Source organism: Campylobacter lari (genome assembly GCF_001017575.1).
In the GTDB taxonomy this organism is placed as follows: Bacteria; Campylobacterota; Campylobacteria; order Campylobacterales; family Campylobacteraceae; genus Campylobacter_D; species Campylobacter_D lari_C.
Genome location: NZ_CP011372.1, coordinates 929,802 through 946,528, shown reverse-complemented (window position 1 = coordinate 946,528; position 16,727 = coordinate 929,802). Strand labels below are relative to the sequence as shown.

Sequence of the window (16,727 nt, the reverse complement as noted above, 5' to 3'; positions counted from 1 at the left end):
GTGTCGTTGGAAAAATTTTTAACCTCGGATGTCTTAATAACATCAAAAACAAATTTAAAAGGTGAAATTATCTATGCCAATGAGGATTTTTTGAAATATTCTGATTATGAAATTGATGAAATCTTATATAAACCTCACAGTATTATGCGTCATCCTGATATGCCAAGAACGGTTTTTAAATACTTATGGGATAATATCCAATTAAAAAAAGAGGTTTTTGCTTTTGTAAAAAATAAAACTAAATTTAATGATTATTATTGGGTTTTTGCTAATGTTACAGCTTCTTGTGATACTAGTGAAAATATTTTAAATTACTACTCAGTAAGAAGAAAACCCAAGGCAGAAGCTGTAAAAATAATAGAAGAAATTTATAAAGTTCTTATAAGAAAAGAAAAGGAAGGTGGTATAAAAGCAGGGCTTGAAGAATTAAATGCTGTGGTAAAATCCTATGGAATGAGCTACAATGAATTAATAATGCAAATTCAAAAATGAAAGGATATTGATGAAAAATATTGTATTAGTTGGTATTGGTCTGAGTATTTTATCTTGTATCAATTCTATATATTTTATGGATTTTATTTCTTTTGGATTTTCTTTGTCTTTATTTTTATTGTTTGTTTTTACTTTTATTCTTTTAAAAAGAGAAGATCAATTTAGTGATAAAATCTTAGATCTTAGTAGAGAATTAAAAAATGGTAATTTTGATTCAAGAATTGTATATATTAAATATAGCAACAAAAAACTAAAAGAAATTGCTGATAATCTTAATAATACTATAGATGGTTTAGAAGCATATTTGAGAGAAATTAACACTTCTATCGCTTGTTCTCAAAAGGGTGAGTATTTTAGAAGGGCTATTCCTGAAGGATTAAAAGGAATTTTTGTTCATAATATTAATTTTATCAATAAAGCTTTGGATGATATTGAAAAAACAGGAAAATCTGTTTTTAAAAATGCTTTATCAAGAGAATTGATGGATTTGAGTTTGAATAGTCAAAACAAAAATTTAAATGATTTATCTTCCGCTTTGAATAGTATTATTAAATTAATGAGGGAAGTTTTTGGTGATATCAAGATAATATCAGATACCGCTCAAAAGAATGGCTTAGAAGTGGGTAATTTACAAGATTCGATTTCTTCTATGATGCAAGTGGCTGATGAAAGCAAAAATGCTGTTGATACTTTTGCTTCAAATGCTCAAAGCATTAATGCAATTGTAGAAGTTATTAGAGATATAGCAGACCAAACGAATTTACTTGCTTTAAATGCAGCTATTGAGGCTGCTCGTGCAGGAGAACATGGAAGAGGCTTTGCTGTGGTTGCGGATGAAGTAAGACAACTTGCTGAAAAAACTCAAAAAGCAACAGGTGAGATTACTTTAGCAATTCAAGTGATGAATCAAGAAATTAGCTCAATACAAGAAAATAGTGAAAAGGTATTTGATATTGCAAATTCTTCTAATAGTAAAATTGCTGATTTTAGTGAAGCATTTAGAGAATTAGAAGATAAAAGTTCTCATTTAGGAAAAGAATTTGTTAATTTTGCTTCTGATTTAACTTTATCAGCTATGAAAATAGATCATATTTTGTATAAATCTGATGTGTATTTAACACTTAATGGTTCTCAAGAAAAACTGCAAAATTTAGATCCTATTTCTACTTTATGTAAGGATGAAGATGCAAAAAGTATTTTCTGTCCTTTAATTTCTCAAAGTGAAATGGACTCTAAAAGTGAAAAAATACAAAATTCTGCAAATAAAGCTATAGAAGTAGCTAAAAAAGAAAATATATCAAAAGAAGATTATGATTCAATCATTAGTGATATAAGAGAGTTGGAAAAAGATAGTAAATTAATTATGGATAAACTAGAAGCTTGATAAGCTTCTAGTTTTTAAGCAAGAGCTATTTTTAGCACCTCATTTAAAGTTTTTACCCCGATTATTTTCATATTTTTTACTACTTCTTCTGGGATATCTTTTAAATCTCTTTCGTAGTTTTTATGTGGGATGATTGCTGTTTTAATATCAGCTTTATAAGCAGCAATTAATTTTTCCTTTAAGCCACCTATTGGTAAAACATTACCCATTAGGTCAATCTCTCCTGTCATCGCAACATCAGATCTTACTTTTTTGTCACTAAAAATAGATGCAATGGCTGTGGTGATTGTTATACCTGCGCTTGGTCCATCTTTTGGTGTTGCGCCATCTGGAACATGAATGTGAAGATTATATTGGTTGTAAATGCTTTCATCTTCTTTATAAGAAAGATTTTTTGGTGTTTTAATTTGATTTTCATCAATTAAATTTTTAATAAGACTTTGAGCAATTTTTGCTGATTCTTTCATCACATCGCCTAAGCTTCCTGTAAGAGTTAATTCACCTTTACCTTTAATTTTAATAGCTTCTATTTTTAATACATCTCCACCTACTGCAGTCCATGCAAGTCCATTTACTTGACCGATTTTATTTTCTTTTTCGTGCTTTTCTATCTCAAAAACTTTCTTACTTAAAAAATCTTTTAAATTTTCAGTATTAATTTGAATGTGTTTGGTATTTTTCTCTAAAAGAAGTTTTTTAACGCATTTTCTGCAAACTTCAGCAATCTTTCTTCTTAAATTTCTTACACCTGATTCTCTGGTGTATTCATTGACTATTAATTCTATAGCTTCATCATCAAAGTTAATTTCTTTTTCTTTAAGACCATGTTTTTTTATTTCATCAGGTATGAGATAATTTTTGGCTATTTGGAATTTTTCTTGAGGGGTGTAAGAGCTAAGTTCTATAAATTCCATTCTATCTTTTAAGGCAGGTGGGATTAAACTTGCATCATTTGCTGTGGCTATGAAAATGATTTTACTTAAATCGATATTGAAATTTAGATAATAATCTCTAAATTTAGTATTTTGTTCAGGATCTAAGATTTCAAGCAAAACTGCACTTGGATCTCCTCTATGGTTGCGACTTAATTTATCAATTTCATCAAGTACAACAACAGGATTACTTTGTTTAGCTTCTATAAGTCCTTGTATAATGCGTCCTGGCATAGCTCCTATATAGGTTCTTCTATGCCCTCTTAATTCATTCACATCTTCTAAACCACCTAAAGCTATGCGTACTAATTCCCTTTTTAGTGCTTTTGCAACTGAATTTGCTAAAGAAGTCTTACCAACACCTGGAGGTCCAACTAAACACAAGATAACTTTTGCACCATCTCTATCTTTAATTTTACGTTTTTCTAAAAGTTCTTTAACTGCAAAGTATTCTTCAATACGCTCTTTTGGTTTTTCTAATGCATAATGATCACTATTAAGTTGCAAAGATACATCTTTTAAATTAAGTTTTTTCTTTGAAGAGTGTTCAAAAGGTATATCTAAAACTGTTTCTATGTAAGTTTGTACCATAGAGGCTTCTGAGTTATCTTGATGAATTCTTTCATATTTTTGAATTTGTTTTTTGATTTCTTTGTAAGCTTCTTCATACATGAAATCTTTTTTCTTTTCTAGTTTTTTATTGTATTCTTCTACTTCGCTTTCTTTTTGTATATCACTTCCAAGCTCTCTTTGAATTTGCTTGAGTTGTTCTTTTAGGAAATATTCTTTATTGACTTTATCTATTTTAGAATGAACTTTGTTTTTGATTTCTTTTTGGATTTTATTTGCTTCGATTTCCTTAGCTAAATAATCAATTAAATTTAAAAGCTTGGTTTCTAAATTAGTTTCGATAAAAAATTCATATGCTTGTTGTTTTTTGATTTTGATAGAATTTAGTATCAAATCGCAAATTCTACTAGGTTCAACATCTTCTTCTATGGTTCTTAAAAGATCAGGCGGAAAATAGTGGCTCACAGTAGATAAAGCTTTGGCTTTTTCTCTTACCACTTCGATGATTGCTTCTTTTTTTGTGTTGCATAGTGGCTCTTGATGAATTAAATCAACTAACGCAAATAAAGGATCATCTGAGATCTTCTCAAGAATCTTAGCTTTAGCATAGCCTTGAAATAAAATTTTAATTCTACCATCAGGTAGTGGAACTTTTCTCATAATAGTTCCAATAACACCACAATCATAAATATCATCAAAACCACGCCCACCTTCAATTTTTGATGGTGCTACAAAAATCATACTTTCATTTTGTAAAGCAGTATCTAAGGCTTTGATATTTTGCATGTCATTTAAAAAAATTGGTGTTATCATAAAAGGGTATAAAAAAAGCTCATCTTCTACAAGAACAGGAAGTTTTGTTGGATAGTTTTGAGTATTTTCTAATTTCATTACATTATACCTTCTTCAAATATTTTTCTATACCATGGAAGTTCTGGTTTAATCATATCGATTTTATTAAAATCGGAATTTTCTATTTTTTGCTTATAAATCTCATAGCTTTGCTCTCTATTTTTTTTCTCGTATAACTCTGCTATGCTTGTATCAAGGTAAAAAACTGCAAGATTAAATTTAGTAAGCATGGTATCAATTAAATCATTATATTGCACATTAGGGTAATTTTGATTATATTCATTGATTTCTTCTATTGTTTTTAGCATTAGTGCTTGGTTGCGATTTGGTACAGCAAAAGAGTCAAATTTGGCTTTGATTTTTAAATATCTTATATAAGCTACATTTTTTGAGTCACCAAATTTGTTTAAATATTCATCAAGATAAAAATTTGCCATTTCGTATTCTTCTTCACTAATGTGAGCTTGAGCTAATATAAGTAAAGTTTGTTCTAATAATGGATCAGCAATATGCTCAGCTGCCATTGAGGTATAATGTTTATCAGCTGCTTCAAGATTTTTTTCTTGTAAATCTTTTATAATTTGTTGATACCATTCCATTGAACTTAGATTATATAAATCTTCAGCCTTTTTTGAGCTGCATGCTCCTAAAAATAAACCTGCAATAATAAGTGAAAAAATAAAAAGTTTTTTCATGATGTTACCTTATAAATTTATATAGTTTATAATTATAGTGTTTTTATGTTTATGAAAATGTTAATTTTTAAATTAAAATTATAATCAAAAAGTTTTAATTAGCACAATTGAAAAAGTTGGAACTAAAATTGCTTTATGAGTTGTAATTTCTTAGTCAATAGATTTTAGGAGGCAAAATGAACTTAGAAGTTAAATGTCCTATTTTGGGGTTTGAAGATACCAAAAATATGAACTTTTACAAAATAGATGAGGTTTTTTATAGACTTAAAAGCCTTGATGGCAAAGATTTTTCTTTTGTAATGATTGATCCTTATATGATCCGTCCTGATTATGATTTTGAAGTACCTGATTATTATCAAGAATTATTAGCTTTAAATGAACAAACTAATTTTGGTGTATTTGTTATAGTGGCTATTAATGAGCCATTAGAAGAATCTACTGTGAATTTTTTAGCACCTGTTGTGATGAATTATGATAATAATTCTTTAGTGCAAGTGATTTTAGATACAAGTAAATATCCTAATTATTTTCAATCTGAAAAGATTTCAGCTTTTATTAAACAAACAAAATAATGTCTGAAATTTATATTTTAGGAAATGGTGCTATGGCAAGTGCTATAGCTAAAGGTTTAAAAGATACTTATAAAGTAGTTATTGTTGCTAGGGATTTAAAAAAAGCTAGTAGTTTAAATTTAGAAGTTTTATCTTATGAAGAATTTGATTTAGAAGATAAAAATGTTATTTTAGCATTTAAACCTTATGCTTTAGAAGAAGTAGCTGTTAAATTAAAAGGCAAGGCAAGATGGCTTATTTCAGTTTTAGCAAATACTACTTTTGAGCAACTTCATTGTGTTAATGCGCAAAATTATATAAAAATCATGCCAAATACAGCAGCTGAATTTAAAGCCTCAGCGACTGCGTATTTGATGGAAAATGATTCATATAAAGATGAAATTTTATCTTTGTTAAATACTTTTGGTAAAGCCATAAGTTTGCAAAATGAAAAAGAATTTGATGTGGCTATGGTTTTAAGTGGCTGTGCTCCTGCGTTTTTGGCTTTGGTAGCAGAAAGTTTAGCAAATGCAGGTGTTAAAAATGGTTTAAAAAATGAGCTTAGCTATGAGCTTACTCGCGCTTGTTTTGAAAGCTTTAGTGCTTTGTTTAACCATACACATCCTGCTATTATCAAAGAAAAAATTTGTTCTCCAGCAGGGGTAACTATAAGAGGAGTTGAGACTTTAGAAAAAAGAGCTTTGCGCGGTACTTTTTTTGAAGCTTTTAATGCAAGTTTAAACAAATGAAGCAAGCTTTTAGTCTCCTAGAGCTTGCTTTTTGTATTGTAATTTTATCTTTTGTTTTTGGATCTTATTATCTTATATTTGCAAATAAATCTTTAAATATTATATGGCAAAATCAAATCCTTTTTAATGAAGAAAAAGAGTTATTTATGCAAAATCCTTCATATAAAGCAAAAGAAGTAAATATAAATACTTATAACTTTTTAGAATACACTAGTGATGAGTTTAAACTCAAATCTTTAAAAATAAAAGATTTATCCTATAAAGAAGCTTTTATAGATGAAAAAAGCTTTTAGTTTATTAGAGCTTGCGCTAAGCATTGTTATCTTGGGTGTATTGATTGCTATCTTAAGCAATCCAGCTATACATCTTTATAATCATAGTTACAAAATTAAAAATTCCAACACAGTATTTTTAAATTTAAACCAAACTTTGCTTAGTATGGAAAAAATTTATCACTCTTGTTTAAATGCGACATTGACAAGTAGTTCTTTTGAGTGCTATATGAGTGCAAATGATGATATTTTTTATGATTTATCATTAAAAAAATTAAACTTTAGTGGCATTATTTTAGAAAACAATGAAAGTTTTTTTAGTCCAAAAAGCAATTTACATTTTATAGAAAATGGAAGTTCTAAAGGAATTTTAAGTAATTATAAAGATATGCATAGTGAAAAAAAGTTAAAAATATATGCTAATGATTATATGTATTTTTATGATATACAAAATTCAAAAATTTATAAAGCACTAGTTAGTGATAGAGAGAAAATCCATTTTAATAGTGAGAAATTTAGTGGATTTTATACTATTTTATATGCTTATGTTAGAGTATATTTAGAAAATGAAAATATTTATATGCAAATAGATGATTTAAATCATAACAAACGATCTTTTTTACTAGCTCAAAATATTTCAAGGCTTATTTTCAAGCAAGATGATAAGACGTTAAAAGTTCTAATATGCGATAAAAGTCAAAATGAATGTTTATCAAAGTGGATGTTTTTATGAAAAAATCGTTTGCTATGGTTTATACAATATCTTTTATTTTATTTATCTCTTTTGTTATGGCATTTGTGATAAAAATTTCTTCATATTCTCCAAGAATTATGAAAGATTTAACTCTTTATACTCAAGGAAAGATTTTACTTCATGATGTAAAAGAGCTTTCTAAATATTTTTTATATCAAGCCTATTTAGAGGGTAAAGAATGCTTAAATGAATATAATTTTGAATATAATAATATAAAAATACGAATTGATTACGCCTATCCTTTGGGTGAGTGTAAAGGATATAAATTGATAGCAAATGATGCTAATGCAAAAAGCATTATAGCGGTAAATATTAGCGTGTTATTAAATGACAATAAAGCAGTAAATGAAGAAGTGTTTTTACAAAAAAGTTTTTTTGTTTATCCTAAATTAGATTGAATGTAAGTTTGAATTCCAATGGCTATCATTTTTACTCCCATAGCCATAATAAAAACTAAAGCAATACGTGAAAAAACATAAAGCACAAGTTTTCCTATGACTTTTTCAATGGTAGCTGAAAAGTGGAATAAAACAAAAATAAAAGCAAAGGTAAGTAGTACAGAAGCTATAGCTATAGCTAAATTTTGATCTTCTGAAATAACCACTATCGTTGAAAGTGTTCCAGGACCTACTAGCATAGGAAATGCCATTGGGACTATACTTTTTTTCAATAATTCTTTATGACTTAATCCTTGATAATGTTGAAATTGAGAACTTGATGGAGTAAAAAGTAAGTTTTTAGTACTCATAATGATTAAAATCAAACCACCTGCAACTCGTAAATCATTAATATCTATTTTAAATAAATATTTCATGATAAATGGTCCAGAAAGTAAAAAAACTAAAACAATACAAAATGCAGTATAAATGATATTTCTAAAAAGTTTTTTTCTTGTATCAGCATCTAAGCCCTCAGTCATTGCGAGAAATTGAGGAAGATTTCCAAAAGGATTTAAAACTGCTATAATAGCAACAGAAGCAAGCAAGATAACATAAATTTCAGATTCTATATCTGAAAACATAAAACAACCTTTTATTTTCCCAAGCTAAAAAGCTTGGGTTTGATTTAATAATTATAATCCTTCAAAAGGATTAGTAACAACTTCTTTTCTATCTACGATATAAGGGATAAGTGCTACATGTCTTGCACGTTTAATAGCAACTTCAACCATTTCTTGGTGTTTTTTGCTAGTACCTGTTAAACGGCGTGGCATAATTTTAAATCTTTCCGATAAAGCATGTTTTAACAATGCTGTATCTTTATAGTCAATGAAATCAACTTTAGCTTCAGTGTATTTGCAATATTTACGTGAATATTTTCTTTTTTCTGCCATGATTTTTTCCTTTAAAATGGTAATTCTGTATCATCATCATATTTATCAATATCAATTTCCTTCATAGGGGGTTCTTTTTGAGGATTTTGATAAGTATTAGATGGATTTGTTCTAGTTTGTACTTGAGCATAAGGATCAAAACTTTGTTGTTGGTTAAAATTTTGATTATAACCATAATTTTGATTGTCAAAATTGTTTTGTTGGTTATTTTGTACAGTTGAACCTAACATTTCTAAATTCTCAACTTGAATACTGTGTTTTGATCTATTTTGTCCATTTTGATCGCTCCATTGCTCAAATCTTAAACGACCTTCAATTAAAACTTTACTACCTTTGTTAAGGTATTGATTAGCAATCTCTGCTGTTCTACCAAAAAAACTAATGTCGATAAAGCAGGTTTCTTCTCTTTTTTCTCCTGTATTTGTACTAAATCTTCTTGTTACAGCTATAGCAGAAGAGCCTATTGCGCTACCTGATGGAGCATAGCGCATCTCTATATCCCTTGTAAGATTACCTACTAAAACGACTTTATTAAACATTAATTAGCCTTCTGTACTTTCGCTAGCTTTGATTTCTTTTTTATTTTGTTTGATACCTTTGCTTAGTTTTTCCCAAGCCGCAATTTCTTTTTTATTTTCATATTTTACGATTAAAAATCTAATTACTTCTTCAGTGATTCTTAATACCCTTTCAAGCTCTGCTATTAAATTTGTAGGAGCTTTGAAATAAATCACAAAATAAGTTCCTCTTTCGTATTTTTTAATTTTGTACGCAAGTTTTCTTGTTCCCATTGGAACTACGCTTTCAATTTCTGCGCCATTTTTTGTAAGGACTTCTTTTACGAATTCCAACTTAGCACTTACCTCTTCTTCTGTAAGTGTCGGTTTTAATATGAATAAAACTTCATAATGTCTCATTTAATTTCTCCTTATGGATATAAAGCCTAAAATTTTTAGGCAAGGATTTGCATAAAATGCAAATTTTATTTTACCATAAGTTTTCTTAATTTAACTTTTCAATATGGAGCTAAGTTGTAAAAGTGTTGCGATTAAAAACTCTTTTTTTTCTATTTTAGAATTCTTTTTTAATTCATATTCGCAATTACAAAGTGTCAAAAAGATATGTTTATATTGTGATATTTTGATCATAAGAGCTTGTTTTTGAAGATTTTGTGCCACAGAAATAGGCGGGGCATAGCCTAAAATTTCTTTTAAATCTAAATTTCCATAAATTTTAACATGTAATGCAATTTTAAAAAGTCTAGAAAAATTTGCATATAAGGCATTAATCAATGCTATTTCATTATAATTTTCTAAAATATTTTCAAGTTCGTTTCTTAAATCTTGTTTTTGCATTAATTTATCAAAAAAACTTTCAAAACTAATAGTACTTAAACTATAACAATGCTCTTGAATGATTTTTTCATCAATATTTAAACCATTAAATTTATTTAACTCATTAGCTGCTAAATATAAATTTTCATTAAAATTATAAAAAAGAGTATAAAGGGCATTTTGAGTGATGTTAATATTTAACTCTTTAGCTTTTAAAGCTAGTAATTCCATACCTTCTTTGGCTGAATTTACTTTATAAAATCTACAAAAATTATTAGCAAAAATTTTCTCCGCTTCACTTTGTTTAGAGTTTTCATCATAAATTTCAAGTAAAAAATAATTATCTTGTGAATTTTGACAAAGCTGTAAAAGTTGTTTGAGTTCTTTACTTGGGATTTTCTTTTGGGTTTTGATTTCTAGTAGTTTTCTTTCGCTAAATAAGGAAGCACTAGATAAATAATCATAAGCTTGCTTAAAATCATATTCTTCAAAATAAAATCTTAAACTCTCATCAAAAGAGTATTTATCTTTAATAAATTTAGCATAAAGCTCTATTTGGAAATTATCCGCTCCATAAAGCAAGAAATAATTAGGAAAACTATTGCTATTAAGTAAGCTTTGGAGTTGATTTTTATACATTTTGGTTTCTTTCTAAACTAAAATGCTTGGTGATTTTGCCAAAAATTTTAGCACTAACAATATCCACTTCAGTGATTTCTACTTCTACATTTTCTAATAAATTTGCCCTTGAACCTATAATGGTAATCAAAGCTCCCTTAATTTCATCATTTAATTTTACTTGCAATGAACTTTGATTTTCTACCACTAAAGCTTTAAATCTTTTTCCTATATTTTCCTTTGCCCATCTTGCAAATTTTCTATCCATGAAATGCCAAGCAACTTTATCTGCCTCTCTTTCTAGTAAGCTTAATTCCTCACAAGTGCTTTGTATATTTAAAAGCAAATAATTAAACATTTTTTCATCATTGTTAATTTTAGCTTTTAAAAGTCTATGTAAAATAAGATCAGAATACCTTCTAATAGGGCTTGTAAAATGGGTATATTTATCAAAGCCTAAGCCAAAATGTCCTGCATTTTCACTAGAATATTCCGCCTTTTTTTGCGCTTTGATGATGAGCTTATCTACTTCTTCTCTTATATTTAGCTCATTTGCTAAGACTTGAATGTCTTTAAATAATTCTATGACATTATTTTTAGGATTAATATCTATACTAAGTGTTGAAAGATCAGCTAGCAATTGATCTATTTTTTTATAATCAGGACTTAAGTGATTTCTAAAAACTCCTATATCAATGAGTTTTGCTGCAGCTTTATTGGCTAAAAGCATGCAATCTTCGATTAAATTATGTGAGGCTGTGTCATTTTCAAGGCGTGTTTTTATGAGTTTGTTATTTTCATCTAAAGTCATTCTTAGCTCTTGGGTTTTAAACTCACAAGCATTTTTTAGACGTTTTTTACGTAAATTTTGAGTGATTTTAAAAACTTCATAAAGCCAATTAATCGCACCTAAATCTTCTTGCGTTTGTAAATACTCATCAACTTCATCATAATTAAAACGGCGTTTTGAGTTGATAATAGCCTCAAAAAGCTCTTCTTTAATCACTTCATTGTTTTGATCTAAACTTATTTTAAAACAAAATGCTAACCTATCTTCATTAGGTTTTAGTGAGCAAATATTTTCACTCAAAGCTCTTGGCAACATAGGTATGGCAATATGAGGAAAATAAATCGAAAAGCCTCTTGATCTTGCTTCTTTGTCAATAGCACTATAAGCATGCACATAAGCACTTACATCAGCTATGGCTATATAAATGGCATGTTCATTTTTATCATAATAAATTGCATCATCAAAATCTTTTGCATCAATTGGATCAATGGTGCAAAAATTTAAATTTCTAAGATCTTTTCTTGATGGATACATGCTTACATCAACTTTATCTCCATAAGCTTTTGCTTCATTTTCACATAAATTATCAAAAATTGCATTTTTATTAAAAAGTGCTAAGGAAATTTTTTCATCTACAAAATCATCATCAATATGCCCTATCACTTCGGTGATATTATTATCATGATTTTCTATTTTTAAAATAGTTCCTAAAGGCAGAGCTTTTAAAGATTTTTGAGAGGCTTTTAAGGCACATGTAAGCCCTGTTTGAATATTTACTCCAAGGACTGCTTCTCCGTATTTTTTAGTCATAACCAAAGAAGTTTCGTGGGCTCTTTTAAGTATTAAAATAACTTTAGCGCTTGGACGCTTTTTTTTAAGAGGGAGTAATTTTGCCACAACTATATCAGCATAATTTGCTCCTTTTAAATTTTTATTTTCTATGAGTAAATCACGCTTAAAAGCAGGATCAAAACTTTCTAAAAATCCCGTTCCATTAACAGAAATATCAATCTTACCAAAAGTAAAGCCATCTTTTAAATAGTATTTATTTTTATAAAATTTAATAATATCACAAGTTAATAATTCTCTAATGATTTGCTTGTTTTTATTGGTAATTTCATTGGCATTTAGACCATAACTTAGTTGATTAAATAATTCTTTCATAAGACTCTTTATAGTAATTTTTCAAAACTTAAATTTTATCATAAAAGGATTAAATTTATATTTTTTAGTTATAATCTTTGCTTTAATTTTAATTTTTAGGAGTGCATAATGGCTGTATCAATTTATTATGATAAAGATTGTGATATTAATTTAATAAAATCAAAAAAAGTAGCTATTATAGGTTTTGGCTCTCAAGGTCATGCTCATGCTATGAATTTAAGAGATAGTGGCGTAGAAGTGATCATAGGCTTAAAAGAGGGCGGACAAAGTTGGGCAAAAGCTCAAAAAGCAAATTTTATAGTAAAAAGCGTAAAAGAGGCTACTAAAGAAGCAGATTTGATTATGATTTTAGCTCCTGATGAAATTCAAAGTGAAATTTTTAATGAAGAAATTAAACCTGAATTAAAGGCAGGTAAAACTCTAGCATTTGCACATGGATTTAATATCCATTATGGACAAATTGTTGCTCCAAAAGGCATAGATGTGATTATGATAGCTCCTAAAGCTCCTGGTCATACTGTAAGACATGAATTTAGTATAGGTGGGGGTACTCCTTGTTTAATTGCTATTCACCAAGATGAAAGTAAAAATGCTAAAAATTTAGCTTTAAGTTATGCTAGTGCTATAGGTGGTGGTAGAACAGGTATTATAGAAACGACTTTTAAAGCTGAAACTGAAACAGATTTATTTGGTGAGCAAGCAGTGCTTTGTGGAGGACTTAGTGCTTTAATCCAAGCTGGTTTTGAAACCTTAGTTGAAGCAGGATATGAGCCTGAAATGGCGTATTTTGAGTGTTTACATGAAATGAAATTAATTGTAGATTTGATTTATCAAGGCGGTATTGCTGATATGAGATATTCTGTTTCTAATACAGCTGAATATGGAGATTATATCACAGGGCCTAAGATTATTACCAAAGAAACTAAAGAGGCTATGAAAGGTGTTTTAAAAGACATACAAAATGGAAGTTTTGCTAAAGATTTTATCTTAGAAAGAAGAGCAAATTTTGCAAGAATGCACGCAGAGCGTAAATTAATGAATGATTCTTTGATAGAAAAAACAGGACGCGAACTTCGCGCTATGATGCCTTGGATTAGTGCTAAAAAATTAGTTGATAAAGATAAAAACTAATTTGAAAACTATAAATAAAAAATACAAAGTGCTTTTAGCACTTTGTCTTGTTATAATTGGAATTTTTCTTTTTGCATTTGGAGCTTTGTTTTTAAAAAAAGAAGAAAATAAAACCTTAGACTATAATCAAACCATAGTTAAAAAAGAACCATTACCACCTACAAAAGAACAAGAAAATAATTTTAGTTTTAATGATATAAATTTGACTTTAGAAAATGAAAAATTAGAATTTTTAGATAAAAATATTAGTGAAATTTTAAATTTAAACCCTGTAAATACAGAGTTAAATCAAACTAAAGAGGATAATCAAACTTTAATTTTAGAAGTAATAGATCAAAATACAAGCAAAGAATTAATCAATAAAGAGCAAAATATATCAGATAAAAATGAGGATAATAAAACTCAAATCCTAGTGCAAAAAAATAGCAAACCTCGTCTAGCAATTATTATAGATGATATGGCAAGTCACACTCATGTAGATATGCTTAAAAAAACAAATTTAAAATTAATCCCATCTTTTTTTCCACCTGATAAACGCCATCCTTATACAGCTGAGTTTACAAAGGATTTTGACTTTTTTATGGTGCATTTGCCCCTTGCTGCTATAAAATATGACAAGGCAGAATTAAATACCTTGCACCCTAGTGATGATATACAAAAAATAAGCAAACGCATAGCTTTTGTAAAAGAGCAATTTCCAAAAGTAAAATTTATTAACAACCATACAGGAAGTTTATTTACTGCAAATAAACAGGCTATGGAAAAATTATTTAGTGCCTTTAAGCAAAATGATTTTATTTTTGTTGATTCAAGAACCATAGGAAATTCTAAAGCCAAAAACTTAGCAAGTCAGTTTAATCAGCCTTATATAGCTAGAGATGTTTTTTTAGATAATGAAGATGATATAACATATATTAAAAATCAACTCAAACAAGCAGTAGAAGAGGCAAAAAAGAAAGGTTTTGCTATTGCTATTGGTCATCCAAGAGAAAAGACTTTTAAGGCCTTGGTGCAAAGTAAAGATTTGTTAAATTCAGTTGAGCTTGTGTATTTAAATGAAATTTATTGAGAATATTGAAGATTTTAAAAATCTTTTAAATCCGCCTTCAAAGATTTATTATAAAGGCAATTTAGAGCTTTTAAATGCTAGAAAAGTGGCTATTATAGGTTCTAGAAAAATGAGTGTTTATACTAAAAATTGTCTTGTTGAATTGGTGACTTTGTTAAAAAAAACTAAGGTTTGTGTAGTAAGTGGCGGGGCTTTAGGGGTGGATATCCAAGCAGCTAAAATAGCCTATCCTCAAACTATAGCTATATTTGCTAATGGGCTTGATGAGATTTATCCAAAAGCAAACACAAATGAAATTTTAAATATTTATGAAAATGCTTTGGCTTTAAGTGAAAATGAAGGAAATTATAAGGCAAAGCCTTATGATTTTTTATTAAGAAATAGACTTATTATTGCTTTAAGTGAGGTTGTTGTAATAGCCCAGGCTGATTTAAAAAGTGGTTCTATGCAAAGTGCAAGACTTGCTTTAGGTATGAATAAATCTATATATGTATTACCTCATAGGAAAAATGAAAGCGAAGGAACAAATTTGCTTTTAGCCACAAAAAAGGCAAATTTAATTCATGATTTTGATGAATTTGTAAAAATGTTTGGAGAGTTTCATCAAGAGCAAAGCGAAGATGATTTATTAAGTTTTTTAAAACATGAAGATGATTTAGAAAAAGTTTTAAAAAAATTTGGTGATAGAGTTTATGAATATGAACTTGAGGGTTTGGTAGAAATATCTGGAGTGAAAATAAGAGCTTGCTTATGAAAACTTTAGCATTAGATATAGGCTTAAAGCGTATTGGTGTTGCTTTGTGTATTAATAAAAGTATAGCTATGCCACTTGAAGCTATTATTAGAAAAAATCGCAACCAAGCAGCAAATGAGGTAAAAAAGTACATCAAAGAGTATGATGTAAATACTTTGGTGGTAGGAGTTCCTTTAGGTGGATCTAGTGAAGATGAAATGCGAAAAAGGGTAGAACATTTCGTATCTTTACTTGATTTTGACAAAGAAGTTTTTTTTGTCGATGAGAGTTTTAGTTCTAAAAATGCACAAGAACTTGGCATGGTGAATTTAAAGAAAAAAGATGGCAAACTTGATTCTTTAGCTGCGTATTTGTTTTTAAAGGATTTTTATGGCCTTACTTGATTTAAATACAGCTTTAGATGAAATTTATACAAAAGAGCAAAAAGAACAAATCCTTCAAAGTTTTAATCAAGAAAAATATATTAATATTTTTAGAAATTCTTTACTTGTTGATAATGAAAAACTAGAAGAAATTTTAAATAATGAAAATATAGAATTTGAAAAAATTGATCTGAATTGTTATAAAATTCCAAGTATCTTCAAAAGCAAACTAAGCTCAATGAAAGCTTTTAATGAGGGTAAGTTTTATATACAAAATTACTCTTCGTACTTGTGTGCTAAAACTTTGGGTGTTAAAGCTGGTGAGAGTGTATTGGATATGTGTGCAGCTCCTGGTGGAAAAAGCTTAAATTTAGCTAATTTCATGCAAAATGAGGGTTATTTAGCAAGTTGTGAATTATCTAAAACACGTTTTTTTACCTTAAAAAAAACTATGGAAAATTATCAAGTTAAAATTGTAAAATGCTTCTTAAAAGATGCACGTACTATAGGTAAAGCTTGTCCTTTGAAATTTGATAAAATTTTACTTGATGCGCCTTGCTCAACTTTTGCAAAAATGGGTTTTGAAATACAAAAAAATACAAAGGAAATTAAGCAAATTGCAAATTTACAAAAAAAACTTTTACACTCAGCATTGCTAGCTTTAAAACATGGTGGAGAATTAGTGTATAGTACTTGTACATTTTTAAGAGAAGAAAATGAAGCGGTTTTAGAAAATGCATTAAGAAATGAAAATTTTAAATTAGAATTGCTTGATTTTAATCTAGCTAATGTTGATTTTATATATGCAAAGAGTGATGAATTTGATTTATCATTTGCCAAAAGAGTTTTACCGGATGACTATGCGGACGGTTTTTTTATAGCAAAAGTGAAAAAACTTTAAAAATCAATAAAATTAAATGT

General features: G+C 28.3%; 20 protein-coding genes. 12 read left to right on the top strand and 8 right to left on the bottom strand.

What is annotated here, in order from left to right; all coding sequences use genetic code 11:
- Together CD56_RS04990 and CD56_RS08485 are read left to right on the top strand one after the other, a co-directional pair.
- Positions 1–492, top strand: coding sequence for a PAS domain-containing protein (locus CD56_RS04990; RefSeq protein ID WP_047208379.1), 492 nt, complete (start codon positions 1–3; stop codon positions 490–492).
- Positions 493–502: 10 nt separating this feature from the next.
- Complete coding sequence (locus CD56_RS08485; protein ID WP_407712411.1) at positions 503–1,876, top strand: methyl-accepting chemotaxis protein; 1,374 nt, start codon at positions 503–505, stop codon at positions 1,874–1,876.
- A 14-nt stretch (positions 1,877–1,890) separates the two neighbouring features.
- Here CD56_RS08485 and lon read toward each other — a convergent pair whose 3' ends face one another.
- Both lon and bamD read right to left on the bottom strand, forming a co-directional pair.
- On the bottom strand, positions 1,891–4,269 hold the full coding sequence (gene lon, locus CD56_RS04980; protein ID WP_047208378.1) for an endopeptidase La: 2,379 nt from the start codon (positions 4,267–4,269) through the stop codon (positions 1,891–1,893).
- Complete coding sequence (bamD, locus tag CD56_RS04975; RefSeq protein WP_039618532.1) at positions 4,269–4,925, bottom strand: outer membrane protein assembly factor BamD; 657 nt, start codon at positions 4,923–4,925, stop codon at positions 4,269–4,271. The genes lon and bamD overlap by 1 nt, the downstream gene beginning before the upstream one ends.
- A gap of 176 nt (positions 4,926–5,101) precedes the next feature.
- On the opposite strand from bamD, the gene fliW reads away from it, so the two are divergent.
- The 5 genes from fliW to CD56_RS04950 are packed head-to-tail and all read left to right on the top strand — an operon-like array spanning position 5,102 to position 7,649.
- Positions 5,102–5,497, top strand: a complete 396-nt coding sequence (fliW, locus tag CD56_RS04970) for a flagellar assembly protein FliW (protein WP_012661666.1) — start codon at positions 5,102–5,104, stop codon at positions 5,495–5,497.
- Entirely contained in the window at positions 5,497–6,225 is a 729-nt protein-coding gene (locus CD56_RS04965) for a pyrroline-5-carboxylate reductase (RefSeq protein ID WP_047208377.1), read from the top strand. The genes fliW and CD56_RS04965 overlap by 1 nt, the downstream gene beginning before the upstream one ends.
- Positions 6,222–6,518, top strand: a complete 297-nt coding sequence (locus CD56_RS04960; RefSeq protein ID WP_039618527.1) for a hypothetical protein — start codon at positions 6,222–6,224, stop codon at positions 6,516–6,518. Before CD56_RS04965 ends, CD56_RS04960 begins: the two co-directional genes overlap by 4 nt.
- Positions 6,502–7,230, top strand: a complete 729-nt coding sequence (locus tag CD56_RS04955; protein WP_047208376.1) for a type II secretion system protein — start codon at positions 6,502–6,504, stop codon at positions 7,228–7,230. Before CD56_RS04960 ends, CD56_RS04955 begins: the two co-directional genes overlap by 17 nt.
- On the top strand, positions 7,227–7,649 hold the full coding sequence (locus tag CD56_RS04950; RefSeq protein ID WP_039619645.1) for a hypothetical protein: 423 nt from the start codon (positions 7,227–7,229) through the stop codon (positions 7,647–7,649). The genes CD56_RS04955 and CD56_RS04950 overlap by 4 nt, the downstream gene beginning before the upstream one ends.
- On the opposite strand, the gene CD56_RS04945 is transcribed toward CD56_RS04950, so the two are convergent.
- The 6 genes from CD56_RS04945 to CD56_RS04920 all read right to left on the bottom strand — a co-directional run bounded on the left by CD56_RS04945 (position 7,631) and on the right by CD56_RS04920 (position 12,490).
- Positions 7,631–8,272, bottom strand: coding sequence for a MarC family protein (locus tag CD56_RS04945; protein ID WP_047208375.1), 642 nt, complete (start codon positions 8,270–8,272; stop codon positions 7,631–7,633). The two genes, CD56_RS04950 and CD56_RS04945, sit on opposite strands and share 19 nt — an antisense overlap.
- Positions 8,273–8,323: 51 nt before the next feature.
- A complete protein-coding gene (gene rpsR, locus CD56_RS04940) occupies positions 8,324–8,584 on the bottom strand; it encodes a 30S ribosomal protein S18 (RefSeq protein WP_039618521.1) in 261 nt (86 codons plus the stop codon).
- An 11-nt stretch (positions 8,585–8,595) separates the two neighbouring features.
- Entirely contained in the window at positions 8,596–9,123 is a 528-nt protein-coding gene (locus CD56_RS04935) for a single-stranded DNA-binding protein (RefSeq protein WP_047208374.1), read from the bottom strand.
- 3 nt (positions 9,124–9,126) lie between these two features.
- Positions 9,127–9,501 carry a 30S ribosomal protein S6 gene (gene rpsF, locus CD56_RS04930; protein WP_012661658.1) on the bottom strand — a complete coding sequence of 125 codons (375 nt, stop codon included), beginning with the start codon at positions 9,499–9,501 and terminating at the stop codon, positions 9,127–9,129.
- A gap of 90 nt (positions 9,502–9,591) precedes the next feature.
- Positions 9,592–10,557, bottom strand: a complete 966-nt coding sequence (gene holA, locus CD56_RS04925; RefSeq protein ID WP_039641691.1) for a DNA polymerase III subunit delta — start codon at positions 10,555–10,557, stop codon at positions 9,592–9,594.
- On the bottom strand, positions 10,550–12,490 hold the full coding sequence (locus CD56_RS04920) for an RNB domain-containing ribonuclease (protein ID WP_047208373.1): 1,941 nt from the start codon (positions 12,488–12,490) through the stop codon (positions 10,550–10,552). Before CD56_RS04920 ends, holA begins: the two co-directional genes overlap by 8 nt.
- Before the next feature lie 108 nt (positions 12,491–12,598).
- Between CD56_RS04920 and ilvC the strand changes: the two genes are divergently transcribed.
- From ilvC to CD56_RS04895, 5 genes are read left to right on the top strand one after another with little or no spacing between them, the layout of a single operon-like run.
- On the top strand, positions 12,599–13,621 hold the full coding sequence (ilvC, locus tag CD56_RS04915) for a ketol-acid reductoisomerase (protein WP_012661655.1): 1,023 nt from the start codon (positions 12,599–12,601) through the stop codon (positions 13,619–13,621).
- A 1-nt stretch (position 13,622) separates the two neighbouring features.
- Positions 13,623–14,690, top strand: a complete 1,068-nt coding sequence (locus CD56_RS04910) for a divergent polysaccharide deacetylase family protein (RefSeq protein ID WP_235375831.1) — start codon at positions 13,623–13,625, stop codon at positions 14,688–14,690.
- Positions 14,677–15,444: a DNA-processing protein DprA gene (locus CD56_RS04905; RefSeq protein WP_047208372.1), complete on the top strand. Its 768-nt coding sequence runs from the start codon at positions 14,677–14,679 to the stop codon at positions 15,442–15,444. The genes CD56_RS04910 and CD56_RS04905 overlap by 14 nt, the downstream gene beginning before the upstream one ends.
- On the top strand, positions 15,441–15,827 hold the full coding sequence (gene ruvX, locus CD56_RS04900) for a Holliday junction resolvase RuvX (RefSeq protein ID WP_047208371.1): 387 nt from the start codon (positions 15,441–15,443) through the stop codon (positions 15,825–15,827). Before CD56_RS04905 ends, ruvX begins: the two co-directional genes overlap by 4 nt.
- Positions 15,814–16,707 carry an RsmB/NOP family class I SAM-dependent RNA methyltransferase gene (locus CD56_RS04895; RefSeq protein WP_047208370.1) on the top strand — a complete coding sequence of 298 codons (894 nt, stop codon included), beginning with the start codon at positions 15,814–15,816 and terminating at the stop codon, positions 16,705–16,707. The genes ruvX and CD56_RS04895 overlap by 14 nt, the downstream gene beginning before the upstream one ends.
- The last annotated feature ends 20 nt before the right edge of the window (positions 16,708–16,727 follow it).

What these genes read in the sequence shown, in the direction of transcription:
- CD56_RS04960 (WP_039618527.1), top strand. Translation starts at nt 6,222, where the DNA reads ATGAAGCAAGCTTTTAGTCTCCTAGAGCTTGCTTTTTGTATTGTAATT.
- bamD (WP_039618532.1), bottom strand. Translation starts at nt 4,925, where the DNA reads ATGAAAAAACTTTTTATTTTTTCACTTATTATTGCAGGTTTATTTTTA.
- rpsF (WP_012661658.1), bottom strand. Translation starts at nt 9,501, where the DNA reads ATGAGACATTATGAAGTTTTATTCATATTAAAACCGACACTTACAGAA.
- ilvC (WP_012661655.1), top strand. Translation starts at nt 12,599, where the DNA reads ATGGCTGTATCAATTTATTATGATAAAGATTGTGATATTAATTTAATA.
- CD56_RS04905 (WP_047208372.1), top strand. Translation starts at nt 14,677, where the DNA reads ATGAAATTTATTGAGAATATTGAAGATTTTAAAAATCTTTTAAATCCG.
- lon (WP_047208378.1), bottom strand. Translation starts at nt 4,269, where the DNA reads ATGAAATTAGAAAATACTCAAAACTATCCAACAAAACTTCCTGTTCTT.
- holA (WP_039641691.1), bottom strand. Translation starts at nt 10,557, where the DNA reads ATGTATAAAAATCAACTCCAAAGCTTACTTAATAGCAATAGTTTTCCT.
- CD56_RS04945 (WP_047208375.1), bottom strand. Translation starts at nt 8,272, where the DNA reads ATGTTTTCAGATATAGAATCTGAAATTTATGTTATCTTGCTTGCTTCT.
- CD56_RS04965 (WP_047208377.1), top strand. Translation starts at nt 5,497, where the DNA reads ATGTCTGAAATTTATATTTTAGGAAATGGTGCTATGGCAAGTGCTATA.
- fliW (WP_012661666.1), top strand. Translation starts at nt 5,102, where the DNA reads ATGAACTTAGAAGTTAAATGTCCTATTTTGGGGTTTGAAGATACCAAA.
- CD56_RS04935 (WP_047208374.1), bottom strand. Translation starts at nt 9,123, where the DNA reads ATGTTTAATAAAGTCGTTTTAGTAGGTAATCTTACAAGGGATATAGAG.
- CD56_RS04950 (WP_039619645.1), top strand. Translation starts at nt 7,227, where the DNA reads ATGAAAAAATCGTTTGCTATGGTTTATACAATATCTTTTATTTTATTT.
- CD56_RS04955 (WP_047208376.1), top strand. Translation starts at nt 6,502, where the DNA reads ATGAAAAAAGCTTTTAGTTTATTAGAGCTTGCGCTAAGCATTGTTATC.
- rpsR (WP_039618521.1), bottom strand. Translation starts at nt 8,584, where the DNA reads ATGGCAGAAAAAAGAAAATATTCACGTAAATATTGCAAATACACTGAA.
- CD56_RS08485 (WP_407712411.1), top strand. Translation starts at nt 503, where the DNA reads ATGAAAAATATTGTATTAGTTGGTATTGGTCTGAGTATTTTATCTTGT.
- ruvX (WP_047208371.1), top strand. Translation starts at nt 15,441, where the DNA reads ATGAAAACTTTAGCATTAGATATAGGCTTAAAGCGTATTGGTGTTGCT.
- CD56_RS04895 (WP_047208370.1), top strand. Translation starts at nt 15,814, where the DNA reads ATGGCCTTACTTGATTTAAATACAGCTTTAGATGAAATTTATACAAAA.
- CD56_RS04920 (WP_047208373.1), bottom strand. Translation starts at nt 12,490, where the DNA reads ATGAAAGAATTATTTAATCAACTAAGTTATGGTCTAAATGCCAATGAA.